The organism is Cellulosimicrobium cellulans, from assembly GCF_016907755.1.
GTDB classification, from domain to species: Bacteria; Actinomycetota; Actinomycetes; order Actinomycetales; family Cellulomonadaceae; genus Cellulosimicrobium; species Cellulosimicrobium cellulans_D.
The window spans coordinates 2,597,528-2,616,612 of sequence record NZ_JAFBCN010000001.1 but is presented as its reverse complement, the minus strand read 5'-3'; the positions used below and the strand labels follow the sequence as shown (position 1 = coordinate 2,616,612).

Here is a 19,085-nt window from a genome sequence, read left to right as displayed (position 1 = left end):
ACTGACGCGCGGCGATCGCCTGTTCGGCCGGCGGGGATCGCCTGGTCGAGGGTCTCAGGCGCCCAGTGCCGACCGCACGGCCTCGACGATGCGGCGCGCCGTCGCGACTCCCACCGTGGTCGGCAGGTTGACGACGCGCGCCACGAGGTCCTCGGTCGTCGCGAGCGCGGGGTCGCCGGGCGTGTACCCGTAGACCGTCGGGTCGTCCGGGCCGGGGAACAGCGCGGGCCGGTACCACTTGCCGACGTAGAACCCGGCGGCCGTCAGCTCGCGCACGAGCCGGTCGGCGGTCGGCGCGTCGGGCGCGAAGAAGGGGAACCGGACCAGCGGCGCGCGCTCGCCGATGCCCGCCGGCACCTCGACGACGCCGGACAGCCCGCGCACGTACTCCGCGACGGTGTCCGCGCGGCGCGCCTCGACGTCGCCGCTCGACCGCAGCGCGTCGACCATCCGGCCGGTGACCCACGACGACGGCCGCAGCGGCGGGTGCGCGAGGCCGCCCCGGTTCTCGACGGGGGCGATCGCCGGCTCGTACGCGCCGACGGCGGTGAGCGCGCCACGCACCGTCCCCGCCGCGCCGCCCGGGAGCCGGTTGAGCACGCGCACCTGCGTCCGGAAGCTGCGCGCGGCGAGGTCGAGCCGGGCCCCGACGACCGGCAGCACGTCGAGCGCGGACACGATCGCGGCGCGCAGCGCCGGGTCGAGCGCCGGGTTCACCCAGACGGCTCCCCCGAATCGCGTGGGGAGCATCTTCTCGACGCCGAACGAGTGGAACGACACGTCCGCGACGGGCGACCCGTCCGCGTCGCGCGCGAGGCGCGTCACGCAGTGCGCGCTGTCCTCGACGAGCAGCGCGCCGACGGAGCGCGCGGCGGCGCGCAGCCGGAGCGCGGTCGCGTCGTCGACGATGCCGAACGTGTTCTGCAGCACGACGGCGCGCGTGTCCGGCCCGACCGCGAGCCGGTCGGGGTCGATCGCGACGGTCGCCGGGGAGACCTCGGCGTAGACGGGCCGCAGACCGGCCACGAGGACGGGGTCGACGGCCGTCGAGCACGTGAACACCTGGGTGACCACGTCGCCCGCACCGCGCGCCGCGGCGAGCGCCCGGAACACGACCTCCATCCCGTAGCGGGCCTTGAAGACGAGGAACCAGTCGGCCGGGTCGGTGCCCGTCCGGTCGGCGAGCATCCTCGTCGCGGTCGCGTCCTGCGGGTGGCGGCTCATCGTTCTCCGTGTCGTCCGGCGTCAGAGGGGGTCAGACAGGTCGAGCCGACGCAGCGGCCCGCCGGGCCTAGCCTGCCACGTCACCCGACGGGCCTGGTCCGCGCGTGCGGCGTCGGGCCCGACCCGGGAGGGGCGGACACGCGACGGCGGCCGCCGCGCCGGAGCGCGACGACCGCCGTCGGTGCGTGCGGTGGCGAGCCGTCAGGCGTCGGACTCGGTCCGGTCGCCCGACCACTCGGTGTGGAACGTGCCCGCCTTGTCGACGCGGCGGTAGGTGTGCGCGCCGAAGAAGTCGCGCTGCGCCTGGATGAGCGCGGCGGGCAGGCGCTCGGCCCGGACGCCGTCGTAGTAGGCGAGCGACGACGAGAACGCGGGCGTGGGGACGCCGTTCAGCGCGGCCTGCGACACGACCCGACGCCACGCGGCGAGGCCGTTGCCCACCGCGCCGGTGAAGTACTCGTCCGCGAGGAGCAGCGGGAGCTGCGCGTCGCGCTCGTACGCCTCGGTGATGCGGTTGAGGAAGCGCGCGCGGATGATGCAGCCGCCGCGCCAGATGCGGGCCATCGCGCCGCGGTCGATGTCCCAGCCGTACTCGGCGGAGGCCGCCGCGATCTGGTCGAAGCCCTGCGAGTACGCGACGACCTTCGACGCGTAGAGCGCGAGGCGCACGTCCTCGACGAACGCGTCGCGGTCCTGCACGTCCCACGCGGCGGCGTCGGCGGGCAGCGCCGCTCGGCCTGCCTCGCGCTGCGGGACCGAGCCGGACAGCGCGCGGGCGAACGTCGCCTCGGCGATGCCGGTGATCGGCACGCCGAGGTCGAGGCCGTTCTGCACCGTCCAGCGGCCGGTGCCCTTCTGCTCGGCCTGGTCGAGCACGACGTCGACGAACGCCTTGCCGGTCTCCGCGTCCACGTGCTGGAGCACGTCCGCGGTGATCTCGATGAGGAACGACTCGAGGTCGCCCGTGTTCCACTGCGCGAAGATCTCGCCGATCTCCTGCGCCGACGCGCCGAGCCCCTGCTTGAGCAGGTCGTAGGCCTCGGCGATGAGCTGCATGTCGGCGTACTCGATGCCGTTGTGCACCATCTTGACGAAGTGGCCGGCGCCGTCGGGGCCGACGTAGGTGCAGCACGGCACGCCGTCGACCTTCGCCGAGATGTCCTCGAGGATCGGGCCGAGGCTCTGGTAGGACTCGCGCGTGCCGCCGGGCATGATCGACGGGCCGTTGAGCGCGCCCTCCTCGCCGCCCGAGACGCCGGTGCCGACGAAGTGCAGGCCCTGCGCCGCGAGCGCCTTCTCCCGGCGGATCGTGTCCGGGAAGTGCGCGTTGCCGGCGTCGACGACGATGTCGCCCTCCTCCAGCAGCGGCACGAGCTCGTCGATGACGGCGTCGGTGGCCGCGCCCGCCTTGACCATGATGACGACCTTGCGCGGGCGCTCGAGCGACGCGACGAAGTCGGCCATCGACTCGGACGGGACGAAGTCGCCCTCGCTGCCCGCCTCGGCGATCAGGGACTCGGTCTTGGCGTACGAGCGGTTGTGCACCGCGACCGTGTAGCCGTGCCGGGCGAAGTTGCGGGCCAGGTTGCGACCCATGACGGCGAGTCCGGTCACACCGATCTGTGCGCGTGCTGACATCTGCTTCCCTGCTCCTCGAGGGTCGGTCCCGGCGCACGACGGCTGCGCGCGGGGAGGGCGCGGAACCGTTCCGGCCGGGCGCGGGCGCGCGGCCGGGTGCACCGGTGATGGATACGCGGCCAGCCTAGTCCTCGTGCGCCGCACCGCTCCCGAGGGGCCACGATCCGGTCACCCGCAGCGTTCTTGACGAAGTCGGGATCACGATTCGATGACAGCCGCGCGGCGTGCGTCCGGTTCGTCCGGTCGGCTCGTAGTGTGCCGAGGGTGATCACCGCTCACGGGACCGACGCTCCCCCGGAGTTCCGTGCCGTCCTCGACGCTCTCGGCGCGCGGCGGCTACGACCCGAGGTGACGTTGCGCGAGGTCCCCGCCCCCCGCCGGATCGCGCCCTGGTCGGTCGCGCTCACCGGCGAGGTCGAGGCGCCGCGCGCCGAGGACCCCGACCTCGCGTCGGGGCGGTTCATCGTGCTCCACGACCCCGAGGGTCAGGAGGCCTGGCAGGGCAGCTTCCGCGTCGTGACGATGGTGCGCGCGACGCTCGAGCCGGAGATGGCGTCCGAGGAGATGCTCGCCGAGGTCGCGTGGACCTGGCTCGAGGACGCGCTCCACGACACGGGAGCGGCCGTGCGCGCGGAGGGCGGCACCGTGACGCGCGTGCTGTCGCAGAGCTTCGGCGCGCTCGCCGGGAAGGACAACGACGTCGAGCTGGAGATGCGCGCGTCATGGACCCCGGTGCCCGCGGGGAACGACGGCGCCGCGGACCTCGGTGACCATCTCGCGGCGTGGGCGCAGCTGCTGTGCACGGCCGCCGGGCTGCCTCCCCTGCCCGACGGCGTCACGCCCCTCGGTGCTCGACCCCCCGCCCGACGCAATACCGTGAACCCATGAGCTCGACCGCAGCACCCGCACCCCCGCCGCTCGACCCGACCCCCGCGACCGGCACGCAGCAGACCGTCGTCACGCCGCTCACCGAGCCGTCCGACGGGCTCGGCCGCGTCGTCGACACCCCCGCGGCCTTCGCCCGCGTCGTCGACGCGTTCGCCGCTGCGAGCGGCCCGGTCGCCGCCGACGCGGAGCGCGCGTCGGGCTACCGCTACGGCCAGCGCACCTACCTCGTCCAGGTCCGCCGCGAGGGCGCCGGGACGGCGCTCGTCGACCCCGTCGCCGTTCCCGACCTGTCGCCGCTGCGCGAGGCGGTCGGGGACGCGGAGTGGGTGCTGCACGCGGCGTCCCAGGACCTGCCGGGCCTCGCGGAGCACGGCGTGGTCCCGGCGAGCGTGTTCGACACCGAGCTCGCGGCCCGCCTGCTCGGCATGGAGCGCGTCGGCCTCGCGGCCGTCGTCGCGGACGTGCTCGGCCTCGGCCTCGCGAAGGAGCACTCGGCGGTCGACTGGTCGACCCGCCCGCTCCCGGACGACTGGCTGCGGTACGCCGCGCTCGACGTCGAGGTGCTCGTCCCGCTGCGCCGCGCCCTCGGCGAGCGGCTCGAGGACGCGGGCAAGGCCGGCTGGGCGGCGGAGGAGTTCGAGGCGGTGCGGACCGCAGGTCCGCCGCCGCCGCGCCCCGAGCCGTGGCGGCGCACGTCCGGCACGCACACGCTGCGCGACCCGCGTCGGCTGGCGGTCGTGCGGAGCCTGTGGGAGGCCCGCGACGCGACCGCTCGCGCGCGCGACATCGCGCCGGGCCGGGTGCTGCCCGACCGCGCGATCGTCGCCGCGGCGGAGGCGCTGCCACGCACCGCAGGTCAGCTCGTCGACCTGCCGCCGTTCGCGGGCAAGGGCACGCGCCGCCGGGCGGCGTACTGGCAGCGCGCCATCGACACCGCGCTCGCGCTGCCCGCGAACGCCCTCCCCACGACGCGCGGACCGCGCACCGACGCCCCGCCGCCGCCGCGCGCGTGGGCCGACCGCGACCCGGGCGCCGCGGCCCGCCTGGAGGCGGCGCGCGCCGTCGTGCAGGGGATCTCGGAGCGGCTCGCGGTCCCCGTGGAGAACGTGCTCCAGCCCGACGCGCTGCGGCGCCTGTGCTGGACGCCGCCGGACCCGCTGGACGCGGCGGGGATCTCCGCGTTCCTGCACGGGCGGGGCGCCCGCGACTGGCAGGTGGCGCTCGTCGCGCAGCCCCTCGCGGAGGCGTTCGGGAGCATCGCCGGAGCGTAGCGAGCGGGTAGGGTCGTCCGCGTGCACGACGCGAACCTGACGATCCGGACAGTCACCGACCGCGCCTCCTGGGACGCCCGGGTGAACGAGCTCGGCGGCCACCCCCTCCAGCTCTGGGGCTGGGGCGAGGTCAAGGCCACGGGGGCGTGGACCCCGCACCGCGTGGAGGCGGTGGACGCCGACGGCCGCGTCCGCGGCCTGGCGCAGGTGCTCGTGCGGTCGCTCCCGGCCCAGTTCAAGGCGCTGTGCCACGTGCCGCGCGGGCCCGTGATCGCGCCGGCGGGAGACGGCTGGGGTGCCGGCCCGGGCGTGGGCGACGACGCGACGCGCGACGCCGTGACCCGGGCGGTCGTCGCGTGGTGCAAGACGACGGTCGGCGGCGTGGGCGTCACGATCGAGCCCGACTGGCCGGTCGGGACGCACCTCGCGCTGCCCGACGCCCGTCCCGCGGCGAACCCGATCCTCTACCCGGTCACGCTGATCCTCGACCTGACGAAGTCCGAGGACGAGCTGACGAAGGCCATGGGCAAGTCGACGCGGTACGACATCCGCAAGGCCGCGCGCACCGGGCTCGAGGTGCGCCGCGTGACGGACGAGGCCGAGGTGCGCCAGGTGCTCGACGTCTACCACGAGACGGCCGAGCGCGCGGGCTTCGCGCTGCACGACGACGAGTACTACCTCGCGATCCACCGCGAGCTCGGCGAGCACTCGGTGCTCGTCGCCGCGTTCTCCGAGGGCGCCCCGGTGTCGTTCGTGTGGTGCGTGTCGTCCGCGACGACGTCGTTCGAGCTCTACGGCGGGATCAACGACGCGGGGCGCAAGCTGCGCGCCAACGCCCCCGTGAAGTGGCACGCCATCACGCTCGCCCAGGAGTCGGGCCTCGTGCGCTACGACATGAACGGGCTGCTCAACGACGGGATCAGCGAGTTCAAGCGCAGCTTCGCGCAGCACGACGACGAGCTGGTGCACAGCGTCGACGTGCCGTTCTCGATGTGGTACTCGGCGTGGAACAAGGGCCTGCCGACCGCGAAGAAGGTCGTGCGCAAGCTCCGCGGGAGCCGCTGACGCGGGCTCCCGACCACCCCGGACCCCGGAGAGACCCGGTATCGCGCGATGCGATACCGGGTCTCTTCATGTCGTAGCATCGGTCTCGTGCTTTCCCGATACCCGCGGTAGCGTGTATCGCACGTACGACCCCCGAGCGGTGCCGCTCCCGGACACCGCCGTCCCGACCATCTGCATCGGATGGAGATGCCATGACCGTGGCCAACGAGGCCCCCTCTCCCACCTCGGCACCCACCCAGGCGGCCAGCCAGCGCTCGCGTCGGCGCCCCGTGCGCGACGTCGTGTTCGTCGAGGGCGTGCGCAGCCCGTTCGGCAAGGCGCGCCCCGACGGGATCTACGCCGAGACCCGCGCGGACGACCTCGCCGTGAAGACGATCCGCGAGCTGCTGCGCCGCCGTCCCGAGCTGCCCGCGGAGCGCATCGACGAGCTCGCGCTCGCCGCGACGACGCAGACCGGCGACCAGGGCCTCACCCTCGGCCGCAGCGTCGCCGTCCTCGCGGGGCTGCCCAAGTCGGTGCCCGGCTTCGCGATCGACCGCATGTGCGCGGGCGCGATGACGGCGGTCACGACGACCGCGGCGAACGTCGCCGTGGGCGCGCAGGACGTCGTGGTGGCGGGCGGAGTCGAGCACATGGGGCACCACCCCATGGGCGAGGGGTCGGACCCGAACCCGCGGTTCGTCGCCGAGCGCCTCGTCGACTCCTCCGCGCTCGTCATGGGCGCCACGGCCGAGAACCTGCACGACCGGTACCCGCACCTCACCAAGGAGCGCGCCGACGCCTACGCCGTCGCGAGCCAGGCCAAGTACGCCAAGGCCCTCGCGAACGGCGACATCTCCCCCGACCTCGTGCCGGTCGCGACCCGGTCGACCGAGCTCGGGTGGGGCCTGGCCACGGCCGACGAGCTGCCCCGACCTGGCACGACGGTCGACTCGATCCGCGACCTCAAGACCCCGTTCCGCCCCGGCGGCAAGGTCACCGCGGGCAACGCCTCGCCGCTCACCGACGGCGCGACGGCGTGCCTGCTCGCCGCGGGCGACGTCGCCGACGAGCTGGGCCTGCCGGCGCGCATGCGCCTCGTCGCGTACGCGTACGCGGGCGTCGACCCCGAGGTCATGGGCATCGGGCCGGTCCCCGCGACCGAGCGCGCGCTCGCGTCCGCGGGCCTCACGATCGACGACATCGGCCTGTTCGAGATCAACGAGGCGTTCGCGGTCCAGGTGCTCGCGTTCCTCGACCACTTCGGCATCGCGGACGACGACGAGCGCGTCAACCAGTACGGCGGCGCCATCGCCATGGGCCACCCGCTCGCGTCGTCGGGCGTGCGCCTCATGACGCAGCTCGCGCGCCAGTTCGAGCAGCACCCCGAGGTGCGCTACGGCCTGACGACCATGTGCGTCGGCCTCGGCATGGGCGGCACCGTGATCTGGGAGAACCCGCACCACGCCGACTACTCCGGCCACACCTTCGAGACCGCGGAGAACTGACGATGAGCGCACCGACCGACACCCAGACCCCGGCTGCATCCCAGGACGCCTCGAAGGACGCCGCGCGCGCCGAGCGCGTGACGCACTCGCGCGTGCGCGACGTCGCGCTCCCCGGCGGGACGGGCACGCTCGCCCTCGTCACGCTCGACAACGGGCTCGACCACACCAAGCCGACGACGCTCGGCCCCGAGGGCCTCGCGGAGCTGCACGCGGCCCTCGAGGCGCTGCGGCGCCGGGCCGCGGACGGCGAGATCGTCGCCGTCGCGATCACCGGCAAGCCGTACTTCCTCGCCGCGGGCGCGGACCTCACGCAGGCCGCGGCCGTCCAGGTGCGCGACGACGCGCTGGCCCTCGGGCGCGCCGGGCACGCCGCATACACGCTGCTGCAGGACATGGGCGTGCCGACGTTCGCGTTCGTCAACGGCGTCGCGCTCGGCGGCGGCCTCGAGGTCGCGCTCAACTGCACGTACCGGACCGTCGCGTCCGACGCCGGCGCGCTCGCGCTGCCCGAGGTCGGCCTGGGCCTGGTCCCCGGCTGGGGCGGCGCCTACCTCGTGCCGCGCCTGCTCGGCGTCGAGAAGGCGATGGACGTCATCCTCGCCCGCCCGGCCGCGAACAAGCCGTTCAAGGCGAAGGAGGCGTACGAGATCGGGCTCGTCGATGCGCTCTTCGAGGCGCCCGACTTCCTCGAGTCGTCGCTGCGCTGGGCCGAGGCCGTGCTGCGCGGCGAGATCGTGGTCGAGCGCCGCGAGCTCGACCCGCAGCCCGTGTGGGACGCCGTCGTCGCCGGGACGCGTCAGCGCCTCGACGCCGTGGTCGCGGGCTCGCGCCCCGCCCCGTACCGCGCGCTCGACCTGGTCGCCGCCGCGCGCACCGCGTCGCGCGAGGAGGCGTTCGCCGCCGAGGACGAGGCCCTGGCCGACCTCATCATGAGCGACGAGATGCGCGCGAGCGTCTACGCGTTCCAGCTCGTCTCGAAGGGCAAGCGGCCCCAGGGCGCGCCCGACGCGAAGCTCGCCCGCCCCGTCACCCGCGTCGGGATCGTCGGCGCCGGGCTCATGGCCGCGCAGATCGCGCTCCTGTTCGCGCAGCGCCTCCAGGTGCCGGTCGTCATGCGCGACCTCGACCAGGAGCGCGTCGACAAGGGCCTCGGCTACGTCCGTTCGACGGTCGAGAAGCTCGTCGGCTCGGGTCGCATGTCCGCGGACACCGGCGCGCGCATCGTCGGCTCCGTGCACGGCACGACCGAGCTCGGCGACTTCGCGGGCTGCGACGTCGTCATCGAGGCGGTCACGGAGATCCTGGGGCTCAAGAAGAAGGTCTTCGCCGAGCTCGAGGGCGTCCTCTCGCCCGAGGCCGTGCTGCTCACCAACACGTCCGCGCTGTCCATCACGGAGATGGCGGCCGACCTGCAGCACCCCGAGCGCGTCGTCGGGATGCACTTCTTCAACCCCGTCGCCCAGATGCCGCTCGTCGAGATCATCCAGGCGGCGAAGACCGACGACGCCGCCCTCGCGACGGCGTTCGCCATGACGAAGAAGCTCCGCAAGACGGCGGTGCTCGTCGCCGACCGGCCCGGGTTCGTCGTCAACCGCCTGCTCATCCTGCTCATGGGCAAGATCGTCGAGGCGGTCGAGAACGGCACGTCGGTCGAGGTCGCGGACCGCGCCGTCGCGCCGCTCGGCCTGCCGATGCCGCCGTTCGCGCTCTTCGACCTCGTCGGCCCGGCCGTCGGCCTGCACGTCCTCACGTCGCTGCGGGAGGACCTGGGCGACCGGTTCCCTGCGTCCCCCGGCCTGCAGCGCATCGTGGACGAGCAGATCCCCGTCGTCCTCGACGCGCCGAAGGGCCTGCCCAAGCCCGTCGACCCGGCGATCCAGTGGGTCTTCGGCACGGGTGTGGCGGGCGGCGACGGGGCGCTGGACGAGGCCGGCGTCCTCGACTCCGTGCTCACAGCGCTCACGCAGGAGATCGGGCTCATGCTCGACGAGGGCGTGGTCGCGAGCCCGTCGCAGATCGACCTGTGCATGATCCTCGGCGCCGGGTGGGGCTTCCACCTCGGCGGCATCACGCCGTACCTCGACCGCACGGGCTACAGCGAGAAGGTCCTGGGCCGCCGCTTCCTGCCCGACGGCGTCGCGAACGTCCCGGCGGCGTCGCGCGCCTGAGCGACCGGGGTCGGACGCCGGGCCGCGAGCGCCCTCCCGTGGTCGTACGACGACCGCGCGGAGGTTCCGCTCGCGGCCCGATCCGCTGGCGCCACGCGCTCCGTAGCGTCGTGGCCATGACGAACCGCACCCCCGCCCAGCCCGCCACCGACCTCCCCCTGACCACGACGCCGCGCGGCACGACCGAGCGCCGGATGCTCGGCGCCCTCACGCTCGCCGCCGGCGCTGCCCTCCTGCTCTCCGCGTGCGGCAGCATCGGCGAGGCGGTCGCGGAGAACCGGGCCGGCCACACCAAGACCTATGAGTTCGTGACGGGCGAGGCCGGCAAGACCGAGGGCGTCCTGCCCGACTGGGTGCCCGACTCCGCCACCGACGTGCGCGAGGTGGTCCGCACGACGGGCGACGAGCGGATCCTCACGATGACGGCCGACCTCGGCGCCCTGCCCGAGAGCTGCACGCCCGTCTCGGCGGAGCACCCGCTGGAGCCTCGACCCGAGCGCGGCGAGCTGACCGCGGCGGACTTCCGCACGACGGCGACGCTCAGGGCGTCGTGGTGGGAGGAGGGCACGGAGCAGGGCGCCACCGCGATGTGCGGGAAGTGGTGGGTCGGCGCGCAGGACGGCAGGCTCTACGGGTTCGCGCCCGAGCTCAAGGTCGTCGAGGTCGAGGCGCAGCCGGACCCGGCCTGAGTCAGTCCTCCCAGCCCATGCGCAGGACCTCGAAGGCGACCGCGTGGGTGACACCCATGCGCTCGCCCGTGGGCGCGCTCATGGACGCGAGGAACGCGGCCGGGTCGAAGTCCGCCCAGCCGAGGCCGTCGAGGTAGGCGGCGTGCGCGCGCAGGGACGCGACCCCCGCGTCGAACGTCGCGCTCACGTCGACGCCGTGCGCGCCGTCGGGCGAGGCCGCGACCCAGACCTGGCGCACGCCACCCCAGGGCTCGACCCCGTCCGTCTCGACCTGCTCGCGGAACACCCACCGGTTCCCCGCGTCGCGCACGGCGTCCACGACGGCCCGTCCCGTCGCGATGTGGTCCGCCTGGTTGAGCATCCCGCCCGGGAACGTCTCGCGGTAGTTCCCGGTGATGACGACGTCGGGCCGGTGGCGCCGGATCGCGCCCGCGATCGCCCGCCGCAGCGGCAGGCCGTACTCGAGCACGCCGTCGGGCAGCCCGAGGAACTCGACCTCCTCGACGCCGACGATCCGCCCGGACTCGACCTGCTCCGCCTCGCGCACGCGCCGCGCCTCGTCGGGATCCATGCCGTCGATGCCGGCCTCGCCGCTCGTGACCATGCAGTACACGACCCGCTTGCCCTGCCCCGTCCATCGCGCGACCGCAGCGGCGGCGCCGAACTCCATGTCGTCGGGATGGGCGACGACCGCGAGCGCCGTGGACCAGTCCTCGGGCAGCGGGGTGAGCGGGGGAAGGGCGTCCGTCGCGGTCATGACGCCACGCTATGCCGTGCCGCACCAGCAAGCGCGCCGACCGGGTGCACGACGCCGCGTCAGCGCTCGACCGGTTCGTCCTCCCCGACGGCGTCGACGGCGGGCGCATCCTCGACGGACGTGACCGCCGGGTCGACGAACAGCCGGGCACGCTCGGCGTCGACCACCGCGCGCGCGAGCGACGCCTCGGACACGTCGACCGCGCCCGCGACCTCCTCGGCGAGCGCGCTGCGGCGCGCGTACGCGTCGAACAGCCGCGCCTTCGTCCCGAGCAGGCGCACGAGGTGCTCGTCGACGCTGTCGACCGTGAGCAGACGGTGCACCTGGACGGTCTCGACCTGACCCATGCGGTGGGCGCGGGCGACGGCCTGCGCCTCGGTCGTGGGCTTGGTCTGGGGCTCGCACAGGATCACGACGGAGGCGGCCTGGAGGTTGAGGCCCACTCCCCCGACGTCGATCTGGCTCACGAGCACGCGCGGTGCTGCGGCCGCGGTGAAGTCGTCGACGATCGTCTGGCGCGTCCGGGCGGGCACCGAGCCGGTCAGCGGAGCGAGCGCGAGGTCGCCGAGCGCGCGCACGACGACGTCGACCACGTCCCGGAAGTACGAGAACACCACGACCTTGCGCCCGTTCTCCTCCGCCTCGCGCGCGAGCTCCACGAGCCGGCGCAGCTTCGCCGAGTCCTCCGGGTGCTCGACCGCGAACGCCGCCCGCCGCATCGCCATGAACGACCCCGCCGCGACCGCCTCGCGGTACGCCGCGCCGTCGACCGCCCCGAGCCGCTCCCACTCGTCGACCTGCACGAGCTCGGGCAGCTCCTCGAGCACGTCCTCGGCGTTGCGCCGCAGATAGGCGGGCGCCACGGCGTGCCGGAACGCGTCGGGGCCCGCCGCGCCGTGCGCGGCGTCGAGACTCCCGGCGAGCTCGGGCTGGAGGTAGCCGAGCAGGGTGCGGAACTCGGCGACCCGGTTCTCCATCGGCGTCCCGGTGAGGAGCAGCACGTGCGGCGACCTGTCCGCGAGCGCCGCGACGGCAACCGAGCGCTTCGCGAGCGGGTTCTTCACGTAGTGCGCCTCGTCCACGACGAGCACGGCGGGGCCGACGGACCCGGCCGTCGCGAAGGCGTCGGTCCCGGCGCGACGCAGGCCCGCGAACGTCACGACCGCGACGCCGCCGGTCGCGCGCCACGCCTCGGCGGCCCCGTCGCGCTCCTCGCCGTGCACGGCGTGGACCGGGAGGTCCGCGTGCGCGCGCAGCTCGCGCACCCAGTTCTCCAGGACGCTCGCGGGGCACACGACGAGCGCGTGCGTCGCGCCGCGCGCGAGGAGGTGCGCGATGACGGCGATCGCCTGCACGGTCTTGCCGAGCCCCATCTCGTCGCCCAGGACGACGCGCCGCTGCGCGAGCGCGAAGCGCGCCCCGAACGCCTGGTACCCGCGCAGCGAGACCCGCAGCAGCGACTCGTCGAGCGCCTGCGTCTGGACGCGGTCGACCAGCTCGGCGGGCAGGTGGCCCGCCGCCGCGGCGACGTCGCGCCCGGTGGGGGCGACGCCGTCGAGCAGCGCGTAGTACGCCGCGGACCGGCGCCGGAAGTCCGCCCAGGCGTCGTAGGGGCGCGCGGGCTCCGCGAGGAGCGCGGTGACGCGGCGGGCCTCCTCGACCAGCCCCGTCTCCCGGGCCTGCTCTGCGACCCCGGCGAGCGTCGCCACCGCCGCAAACGCCCGACGACGCCGCTCGCCCCACGCGAGCAGGCGGCGCGGCCCGCTCGCGGCGACCCGTGCGTCGTGGTGCACGCGCTCGTGCGCCGCGAGCGCGGCGCGCGCCTGGTCGCCGTACCGGGCGAGGGCGGCGTCGGCCTGGTCGAGCGTGTGCAGCGCCTGGACGAGCGCGGTCGCGACCGGGTCCGTCGGTGTGAGGTCGATCCGGAAGCGCAGGCTCTCGCGCACCGCGCGCGCGACCTGCTCGGCGGCGGCGAGCAGGTGCGTCGCGGTCTGCGGCCCGACGTCGGGGAGCTTCTCCAGGCCGTCGCGCCCGAGCCGCGCGACCTCCCCGACCGTCCGCACGCCCGCGTCCGCGAGCGCCCCGAGCCGCAACCGCTCGCGCGTCACGTCGCGCAGCGACGCGACGTCCACCGTGTCGAGCCGGGCGACGACCTTCTCCTCACGGCTGTCGCCGAACGCACCGCGCACCTGCTCGCGCGCGGCACCGGGTGCAGCCGCGAACGCCGCGAGCAGCCCAGCGAGGGCGTCCCCCTCCGCGACGACCGCCCGGGCCGAAGCGGCGTCGGGTCGCACCGGGCGCGGCTCGGTCACGTGTGCCAGAGGGCGAGACTCTCGGCGACGTGCGCGACGTCCTGCGTCGAGCCGTCGGCGATCGACATCGTCAGTTCGTACACGTCGACGTGAGGAGCGCGCAGCACGACGCCGTTCATGCCGTAGAACACGACGACGGCGACCAGGCCGAGCCGCTTGTTGCCGTCGACGAGCGCGTGGTTCTGGACGACGGAGAGCATCAGCGCGGCCGCCTTCAGGTCGAGCGACGGATACGCCTCCTCGCCGAACATCGAGGCGCGCGGACGGTGCACGACCGAGTCGAGCGCTCCCCAGTCGCGGACGACCGGCTCTGCCCGGAGCAGCGCGCGCGCCGCCGCGAGCAGGTCGCCGACCTCGAGGTACTCGACGTCTCGCGACGCGGTCACGTCAGGCGAGCTTGTCGAGCACGGGACCGTACTCGCGGATCGCATCGGCGATCAGCCGGTCACGCAGTGCGTCGCGTTCAGCGCCGTACCGCCGCACGGCGTCGCGAACGATCTCGTTCTGGGATCGTCCCTCGCGCTCCGCGGCCGCCTCGAGAACCCGCTTCTCGTCCTCGGTGAAACGCACGACCATCTGCTTGCCGCTCATCCCCGCACCTCCCGTCGTGGTATCACCACAGTATCGCTCCCGGCAGCCTAGGTCCCGCCGTGGCGGGCACCGAGATCCGCCTCGGGGGCAGTCCCGTCGAGACGTGAGAAGTGGCCCCAGGAACACGTCGGTCCGGGGCCACTTCTCACGTCTCGGCGCGCGGTCGCCCGTCAGTAGGTCGTCAGGCCGTGGGCGCGGAACTGGTCGCGCACGCGCTCCGTGAGCTCCGGCGACGGCGCGGGCGTGTCGTCGAGTTCGTAGGTGCGCCCGAGGGCGTCCCACTTGTCGCGACCCATCTGGTGGAAGGGCAGCACCTCGACGCGCGTCACCGTGCCGGGGCGGATCGCGTTGAGCGACGCCGCGTACGCGGCGACCTTCTCGACGTTGTCGGGGTCGTCGGTGAGGCCCGGGACGAGGACGAAGCGCACCCAGACCTCGGGCGCGTGGCCGGTGAGGCCGCGCTCGGCGATCCGCCTCCCGAACCGCAGCGTCGGCTCGAGGTCGCGGCTCGTGACCTTCCGGTAGGTCTCCGGGTCGCCGGACTTCACGTCGAGCAGCACGAGGTCCGTGTCGTCGAGCATCGCGTCGGTCGCGTTCGCGCCGAGGAAGCCCGAGGTGTCGAGCGCCGTGTGCACGTCCATCGCCTTGGCCCCGCGCAGCACGCGGGCGGCGAACGCGGGCTGCATGAGCACCTCGCCGCCGGAGAGGGTGAGCCCGCCGTGCGTGGCCCGGAAGACCGGCAGGTAGCGCTTGACCCGGCCCAGGAGCTCGTCCGCCGTGACGGGCCGACCGTCCTTCATGGCGAACGTGTCGGGGTTGTGGCAGTACAGGCACCGCAGCGGGCAGCCGTTGAGGAACACCGTGAGCCGGGTCCCCGGGCCGTCCACGGCGGTGACGAGCTCCCAGGAGTGGACCGAGCCGAGCTCGCCCGCGCGCATCGCCGCGAGCTTGTCGGCCCGGTCCACGTCCGCGACCGTCAGCCCGTCCAGGCCCGCGCCCGCCCGGCGGGCGTGGCCCACGGGCGTGCCCGACGCCGCGGGCTCGGCCGCGGAGGTCAGGGCGCCCGGGACGTCGAGACGCGTGGCGTCGTCGGGCAGGGTGCCCCCGGCGACGCCGCACCCGCGCGACGGGCGGACGGCGGGGCCGGGAAGGGTGACGGTCATGGCTGGCTCCTCAGGGCTCGTCAGGGCTCGTCAGAGCGCGCCGTGGAAGGTGCGCGAGAGCACGTCGAGCTGCTGCTCGCGCGTGAGGCGGACGAAGTTCACCGCGTAGCCGGACACGCGGATCGTCAGCTGCGGGTAGTTCTCCGGGTGGTCCATGGCGTCCAGGAGCGTCTCGCGGTTCAGCACGTTGACGTTCATGTGGTAGCCCTCGGACCCGATGTAGGCGTCCAGGAGGCCGGCGAGGTTGGTGACCTGCTCCTCCTTGGTGCGCCCGAGGCCGCTCGGCACGACCGTGTTGGTCAGCGAGATGCCGTCCTGCGCCTCGTCGTACGGCAGCTTGGCCACCGAGAGCGCCGAGGCGAGCATGCCGTGCGTGTCGCGCCCGTTCATCGGGTTGGCGCCCGGGGCGAACGGCTCTCCGGCGCGGCGGCCGTCGGGCGTGTTGCCCGTCGCCTTGCCGTACACGACGTTCGACGTGATCGTCAGGACCGACTGGGTGGGCACCGCGTCGCGGTAGGTCGGGTGCGTGCGCACCTTCGCCATGAACCGCTCGACGAGGTCGACGGCGATCGCGTCGGCCCGGTCGTCGTCGTTGCCGTACGTGGGGTATTCGCCCTCGGTCACGTAGTCGACGACGAGGCCGCGCTCGTCGCGGACGACGGAGACCTTCGCGTGCTTGATCGCCGACAGCGAGTCCGCCGCGACGGACAGGCCCGCGATGCCGCACGCCATGGTCCGCAGCACGTCCTTGTCGTGCAGCGCCATCTCGATGCGCTCGTACGCGTACTTGTCGTGCGACCAGTGGATGCAGTTGAGCGCCTCGACGTACGTCTCGGCCAGCCAGTCCATCGTCGCGTCGAACTTCGCCATGACGTCGTCGAAGTCGAGCACGTCGCCCTCGACGGGCGCCGCCACGGGCGAGACCTGCTTGCCGGAGATCTCGTCGCGCCCACCGTTGATCGCGTAGAGCAGGGTCTTGGCGAGGTTCACGCGCGCACCGAAGAACTGCATCTGCTTGCCGACCCGCATCGGGGACACGCAGCACGCGATCGCCGCGTCGTCACCCCAGGCCGCCCGGATGAGCTCGTCTGACTCGTACTGCACGGCCGACGTGTCGATCGACACCTGCGCGCAGTAGTCCTTGAACCCCTGCGGCAGCTCGGGGCTCCAGAAGACCGTCATGTTCGGCTCGGGGGCCGGGCCGAGGTTGTAGAGCGTCTGGAGGAACCGGAACGAGTTCTTCGTGACGAGCGGGCGCCCGTCCTCGCCCATGCCGCCGATCGTCTCGGTGACCCACGTCGGGTCGCCGGAGAACAGGGCGTCGTACTCGGGCGTGCGCAGGAACCGGACGATGCGCAGCTTGATGACGAAGTCGTCGATGATCTCCTGCGCCTCGGACTCCGTGATGCGGCCGGCCTCGAGGTCGCGGTCGAGGAACACGTCGAGGAACGTCGACGTGCGACCGAGCGACATCGCGGCGCCGTTCTGCTCCTTCACCGCGGCGAGGTAGGCGAAGTAGAGCCACTGCACGGCCTCGCGGGCGGTGGTCGCCGGGCCCGAGATGTCGTAGCCGTACTCGGCGGCCATCTCCTTGAGCTCGCCGAGCGCGCGGATCTGCTCGGCGTGCTCCTCGCGCTCGCGCACGACCTTCTCGCTGAAGGGCTGCGTGTCGAGGCCGAGCTTGTCGAGCTTCTTCGCGGCGATCAGCGCGTCGACCCCGTAGAGCGCGACGCGGCGGTAGTCGCCGATGATCCGGCCGCGGCCGTAGGCGTCGGGCAGGCCCGTGATGATGTGCGAGCTGCGGGCCGCGCGCACGTTCGGCGGGTAGACGTCGAACACGCCCTGGTTGTGGGTCTTGCGGTACTCCGTGAAGACCTTCTTCAGGGTCTCGTCGACCTCGTAGCCGTACGTCTGCAGCGCGCCCTCGACCATGCGCCAGCCGCCGTTCGGCATGATCGCGCGCTTCAGCGGGGCGTCGGTCTGCAGGCCGACGATCACCTCGTGCGCCTTGTCGATGTAGCCGGGCGCGTGCGCCGTGATCCCCGCGGGCGTGTGGGGGTCGACGTCGTAGATCCCCATCTCGCGCTCCTCCGGGAACATCGCGGACAGCGTGTCCCAGATCCCCGTCGTGCGCTCCGTGGGCCCGGCGAGGAACGACGCGTCGCCCGTGTACGGGCGGTAGTTGCGCTGGATGAAGTCGCGCACGTCGACCGTGTCGCGCCACGGGCCGTCGGTGAAGCCCTCCCACGCGGGGACGTGCGCGGTGTCGTGCTGCGGGTCGACGCTGCCCTCCACCGCACGGCCGCCGCTCGTCGTGCCGGGTGCCTCGGAAACGCTGGTCATCTGGACCTCCCTCGTGCCTGGTGCGCGGGTCCGCGCACCGGCCGGGCCCGCCGGTCTCCCCGGGGGCCTCGGGTGGAGGCCCTCGGTGGAGGTCCGACGGGCTCCTTCGCCACCTCCAGGCTAGGTTCGCTCGGGGTCGCGCGGAGGGGTTTCGGGCCGTCCGAGGACCTAGGTCCCGAGCCGGGCGGGACCCCGCAGGAACCGCGAGATCTCGCGGTTCGCGCACCCTACGACCCTTGTCACGACCATCGCTTGTGATGACCTTCACAAGCCTCCGAGGTCGATGGCGACCACGGCAGCGCGCGCCCGTGACGCACGACACGGACGCACGTCACACGCCCGCCCGACGTGTTCGTGGCTTCCGTGTGAGACTGCCCGGGTGAAGCGCACCGTAGGGGTCGAGGAAGAGTTCCTGCTCGTCGGCGACGACGGCCACCCGGTCGCCCGGGCCGCGGAGGCCCTGGAGGCGTCGGGCACCGACGAGAAGGGCGGCGGGACCGGCTCGCTCGAGTCGGAGTTCATGGAGGAGCAGCTCGAGACCGCGACCCACCCGCGGCGCGAGCTCGACGACCTCGCGACGGAGATCCGCGCGGGCCGGCGGCGCGCCCAGGAGGCCGCGGACCACGTCGGCGCCCGGGTCGCCGCGCTCTCCACCTCGCCCCTGCCCTTCGAGGGCACCACCGTCTCCCGCCTGCGCTACCTGGAGGCCCGCGCCGCGTTCGGGCTCACGGCGCGCGAGCAGCTCACGAGCGGGTGTCACGTGCACGTCGCCGTCGCGGACGACACCGAGGGGGTCGCCGTCCTCGACCGCATCGGGCCGTGGCTCTCCACGCTCCTCGCGCTGAGCACCAACTCCCCGTTCTGGCAGGGCCAGGACAGCGCGTACGCGAGCTTCCGGTCCCAGGTCTGGTCCCGCTGGCCGACGTCGGGGCCCACCCGGGCGTTCGGCTCGCCCGAGGCGTACCGCGACGCGGTCGACACCCTCGTCGCGACCGGCACGATCCTCGACGAGAACATGGTCTACTTCGACGCCCGGCTGTCGTCGCGCTACCCGACGGTCGAGATCCGCGTCGCCGACGTGTGCCTCGACCCCGACACGGCGACGCTCCTCGCCGCCCTCAGCCGCGGACTCGTCGAGACGGCGGCGCGCGAGGTCGCAGACGGCGTCGCACCCCCGGAGCTCCGCCCCGAGATCCTGCGGACCGCGTCGTGGCGCGCCGGGCGCTCGGGCCTCGAGGAGGACCTGGTCTCGCCGCTCACGTGGCGCCCGGCCCCGGCGCACGACGTCGTCGGGCTGCTCGTCGCGCACGTGCGGGACGCGCTCGTCGACGCGGGCGACCTCGACGCCGTGACGGAGCTGCTCGGACGCCTCTGGTCGGGCGGGAACGGTGCGCAGCGCCAGCGCGCGTGGCACGCGGCGTCCGGCGGGGACCTGCGCGCCGTCGTCGAGCAGGCCGTGGAGGTCACGCACTCCTGACGCCCCGGCCGC

General features: G+C 74.0%; 15 protein-coding genes. 7 read left to right on the top strand and 8 right to left on the bottom strand.

Going from position 1 to position 19,085, the window contains the following annotated elements:
- Positions 1-54: 54 nt before the first annotated feature.
- A complete protein-coding gene (locus JOE63_RS11295) occupies positions 55-1,224 on the bottom strand; it encodes a DegT/DnrJ/EryC1/StrS family aminotransferase (protein WP_204541418.1) in 1,170 nt (389 codons plus the stop codon).
- A gap of 201 nt (positions 1,225-1,425) precedes the next feature.
- Complete coding sequence (gene gndA, locus JOE63_RS11290; RefSeq protein ID WP_087471924.1) at positions 1,426-2,862, bottom strand: NADP-dependent phosphogluconate dehydrogenase; 1,437 nt, start codon at positions 2,860-2,862, stop codon at positions 1,426-1,428.
- 264 nt (positions 2,863-3,126) lie between these two features.
- Between gndA and JOE63_RS11285 the strand changes: the two genes are divergently transcribed.
- The 6 genes from JOE63_RS11285 to JOE63_RS11260 all read left to right on the top strand — a co-directional run bounded on the left by JOE63_RS11285 (position 3,127) and on the right by JOE63_RS11260 (position 10,430).
- Positions 3,127-3,750, top strand: coding sequence for a DUF3000 domain-containing protein (locus JOE63_RS11285; protein WP_244286139.1), 624 nt, complete (start codon positions 3,127-3,129; stop codon positions 3,748-3,750).
- Positions 3,747-5,021 carry an HRDC domain-containing protein gene (locus tag JOE63_RS11280; RefSeq protein WP_087471923.1) on the top strand — a complete coding sequence of 425 codons (1,275 nt, stop codon included), beginning with the start codon at positions 3,747-3,749 and terminating at the stop codon, positions 5,019-5,021. Before JOE63_RS11285 ends, JOE63_RS11280 begins: the two co-directional genes overlap by 4 nt.
- Positions 5,022-5,042: 21 nt before the next feature.
- Complete coding sequence (locus JOE63_RS11275) at positions 5,043-6,086, top strand: lipid II:glycine glycyltransferase FemX (RefSeq protein WP_244286138.1); 1,044 nt, start codon at positions 5,043-5,045, stop codon at positions 6,084-6,086.
- A 191-nt stretch (positions 6,087-6,277) separates the two neighbouring features.
- Positions 6,278-7,573, top strand: coding sequence for a thiolase family protein (locus tag JOE63_RS11270; protein ID WP_087471922.1), 1,296 nt, complete (start codon positions 6,278-6,280; stop codon positions 7,571-7,573).
- Between the two features lie 2 nt (positions 7,574-7,575).
- Positions 7,576-9,741, top strand: a complete 2,166-nt coding sequence (locus JOE63_RS11265; protein WP_204541415.1) for a 3-hydroxyacyl-CoA dehydrogenase NAD-binding domain-containing protein — start codon at positions 7,576-7,578, stop codon at positions 9,739-9,741.
- Between the two features lie 116 nt (positions 9,742-9,857).
- Positions 9,858-10,430 (top strand): hypothetical protein, encoded by a 573-nt coding sequence (locus JOE63_RS11260; protein WP_204541412.1) that lies wholly within the window; start codon positions 9,858-9,860, stop codon positions 10,428-10,430.
- Between the two features lies 1 nt (position 10,431).
- Here JOE63_RS11260 and JOE63_RS11255 read toward each other — a convergent pair whose 3' ends face one another.
- The 6 genes from JOE63_RS11255 to pflB all read right to left on the bottom strand — a co-directional run bounded on the left by JOE63_RS11255 (position 10,432) and on the right by pflB (position 17,596).
- Positions 10,432-11,187 (bottom strand): PIG-L deacetylase family protein, encoded by a 756-nt coding sequence (locus JOE63_RS11255; protein ID WP_087471919.1) that lies wholly within the window; start codon positions 11,185-11,187, stop codon positions 10,432-10,434.
- 59 nt (positions 11,188-11,246) lie between these two features.
- Positions 11,247-13,499, bottom strand: coding sequence for a DEAD/DEAH box helicase (locus JOE63_RS11250; RefSeq protein ID WP_204541409.1), 2,253 nt, complete (start codon positions 13,497-13,499; stop codon positions 11,247-11,249).
- Positions 13,496-13,885, bottom strand: a complete 390-nt coding sequence (locus JOE63_RS11245; RefSeq protein ID WP_307840038.1) for a type II toxin-antitoxin system death-on-curing family toxin — start codon at positions 13,883-13,885, stop codon at positions 13,496-13,498. Before JOE63_RS11245 ends, JOE63_RS11250 begins: the two co-directional genes overlap by 4 nt.
- Before the next feature lies 1 nt (position 13,886).
- A complete protein-coding gene (locus tag JOE63_RS11240) occupies positions 13,887-14,090 on the bottom strand; it encodes a ribbon-helix-helix protein, CopG family (RefSeq protein ID WP_087471916.1) in 204 nt (67 codons plus the stop codon).
- Positions 14,091-14,260: 170 nt separating this feature from the next.
- Positions 14,261-15,253: a pyruvate formate-lyase-activating protein gene (gene pflA, locus JOE63_RS11235; protein ID WP_204541403.1), complete on the bottom strand. Its 993-nt coding sequence runs from the start codon at positions 15,251-15,253 to the stop codon at positions 14,261-14,263.
- Positions 15,254-15,283: 30 nt separating this feature from the next.
- Positions 15,284-17,596 carry a formate C-acetyltransferase gene (pflB, locus tag JOE63_RS11230; protein WP_087471914.1) on the bottom strand — a complete coding sequence of 771 codons (2,313 nt, stop codon included), beginning with the start codon at positions 17,594-17,596 and terminating at the stop codon, positions 15,284-15,286.
- A 379-nt stretch (positions 17,597-17,975) separates the two neighbouring features.
- On the opposite strand from pflB, the gene JOE63_RS11225 reads away from it, so the two are divergent.
- On the top strand, positions 17,976-19,073 hold the full coding sequence (locus tag JOE63_RS11225; protein ID WP_307840037.1) for a carboxylate-amine ligase: 1,098 nt from the start codon (positions 17,976-17,978) through the stop codon (positions 19,071-19,073).
- Positions 19,074-19,085: the final 12 nt, after the last annotated feature.

Excerpts from the sequence above, each read along its gene's own strand:
- JOE63_RS11265 (WP_204541415.1), top strand. The coding sequence starts at position 7,576 with ATGAGCGCACCGACCGACACCCAGACCCCGGCTGCATCCCAGGACGCC.
- JOE63_RS11280 (WP_087471923.1), top strand. The coding sequence starts at position 3,747 with ATGAGCTCGACCGCAGCACCCGCACCCCCGCCGCTCGACCCGACCCCC.
- JOE63_RS11270 (WP_087471922.1), top strand. The coding sequence starts at position 6,278 with ATGACCGTGGCCAACGAGGCCCCCTCTCCCACCTCGGCACCCACCCAG.
- pflA (WP_204541403.1), bottom strand. The coding sequence starts at position 15,253 with ATGACCGTCACCCTTCCCGGCCCCGCCGTCCGCCCGTCGCGCGGGTGC.
- JOE63_RS11260 (WP_204541412.1), top strand. The coding sequence starts at position 9,858 with ATGACGAACCGCACCCCCGCCCAGCCCGCCACCGACCTCCCCCTGACC.
- JOE63_RS11240 (WP_087471916.1), bottom strand. The coding sequence starts at position 14,090 with ATGAGCGGCAAGCAGATGGTCGTGCGTTTCACCGAGGACGAGAAGCGG.
- JOE63_RS11255 (WP_087471919.1), bottom strand. The coding sequence starts at position 11,187 with ATGACCGCGACGGACGCCCTTCCCCCGCTCACCCCGCTGCCCGAGGAC.
- JOE63_RS11295 (WP_204541418.1), bottom strand. The coding sequence starts at position 1,224 with ATGAGCCGCCACCCGCAGGACGCGACCGCGACGAGGATGCTCGCCGAC.
- gndA (WP_087471924.1), bottom strand. The coding sequence starts at position 2,862 with ATGTCAGCACGCGCACAGATCGGTGTGACCGGACTCGCCGTCATGGGT.
- pflB (WP_087471914.1), bottom strand. The coding sequence starts at position 17,596 with ATGACCAGCGTTTCCGAGGCACCCGGCACGACGAGCGGCGGCCGTGCG.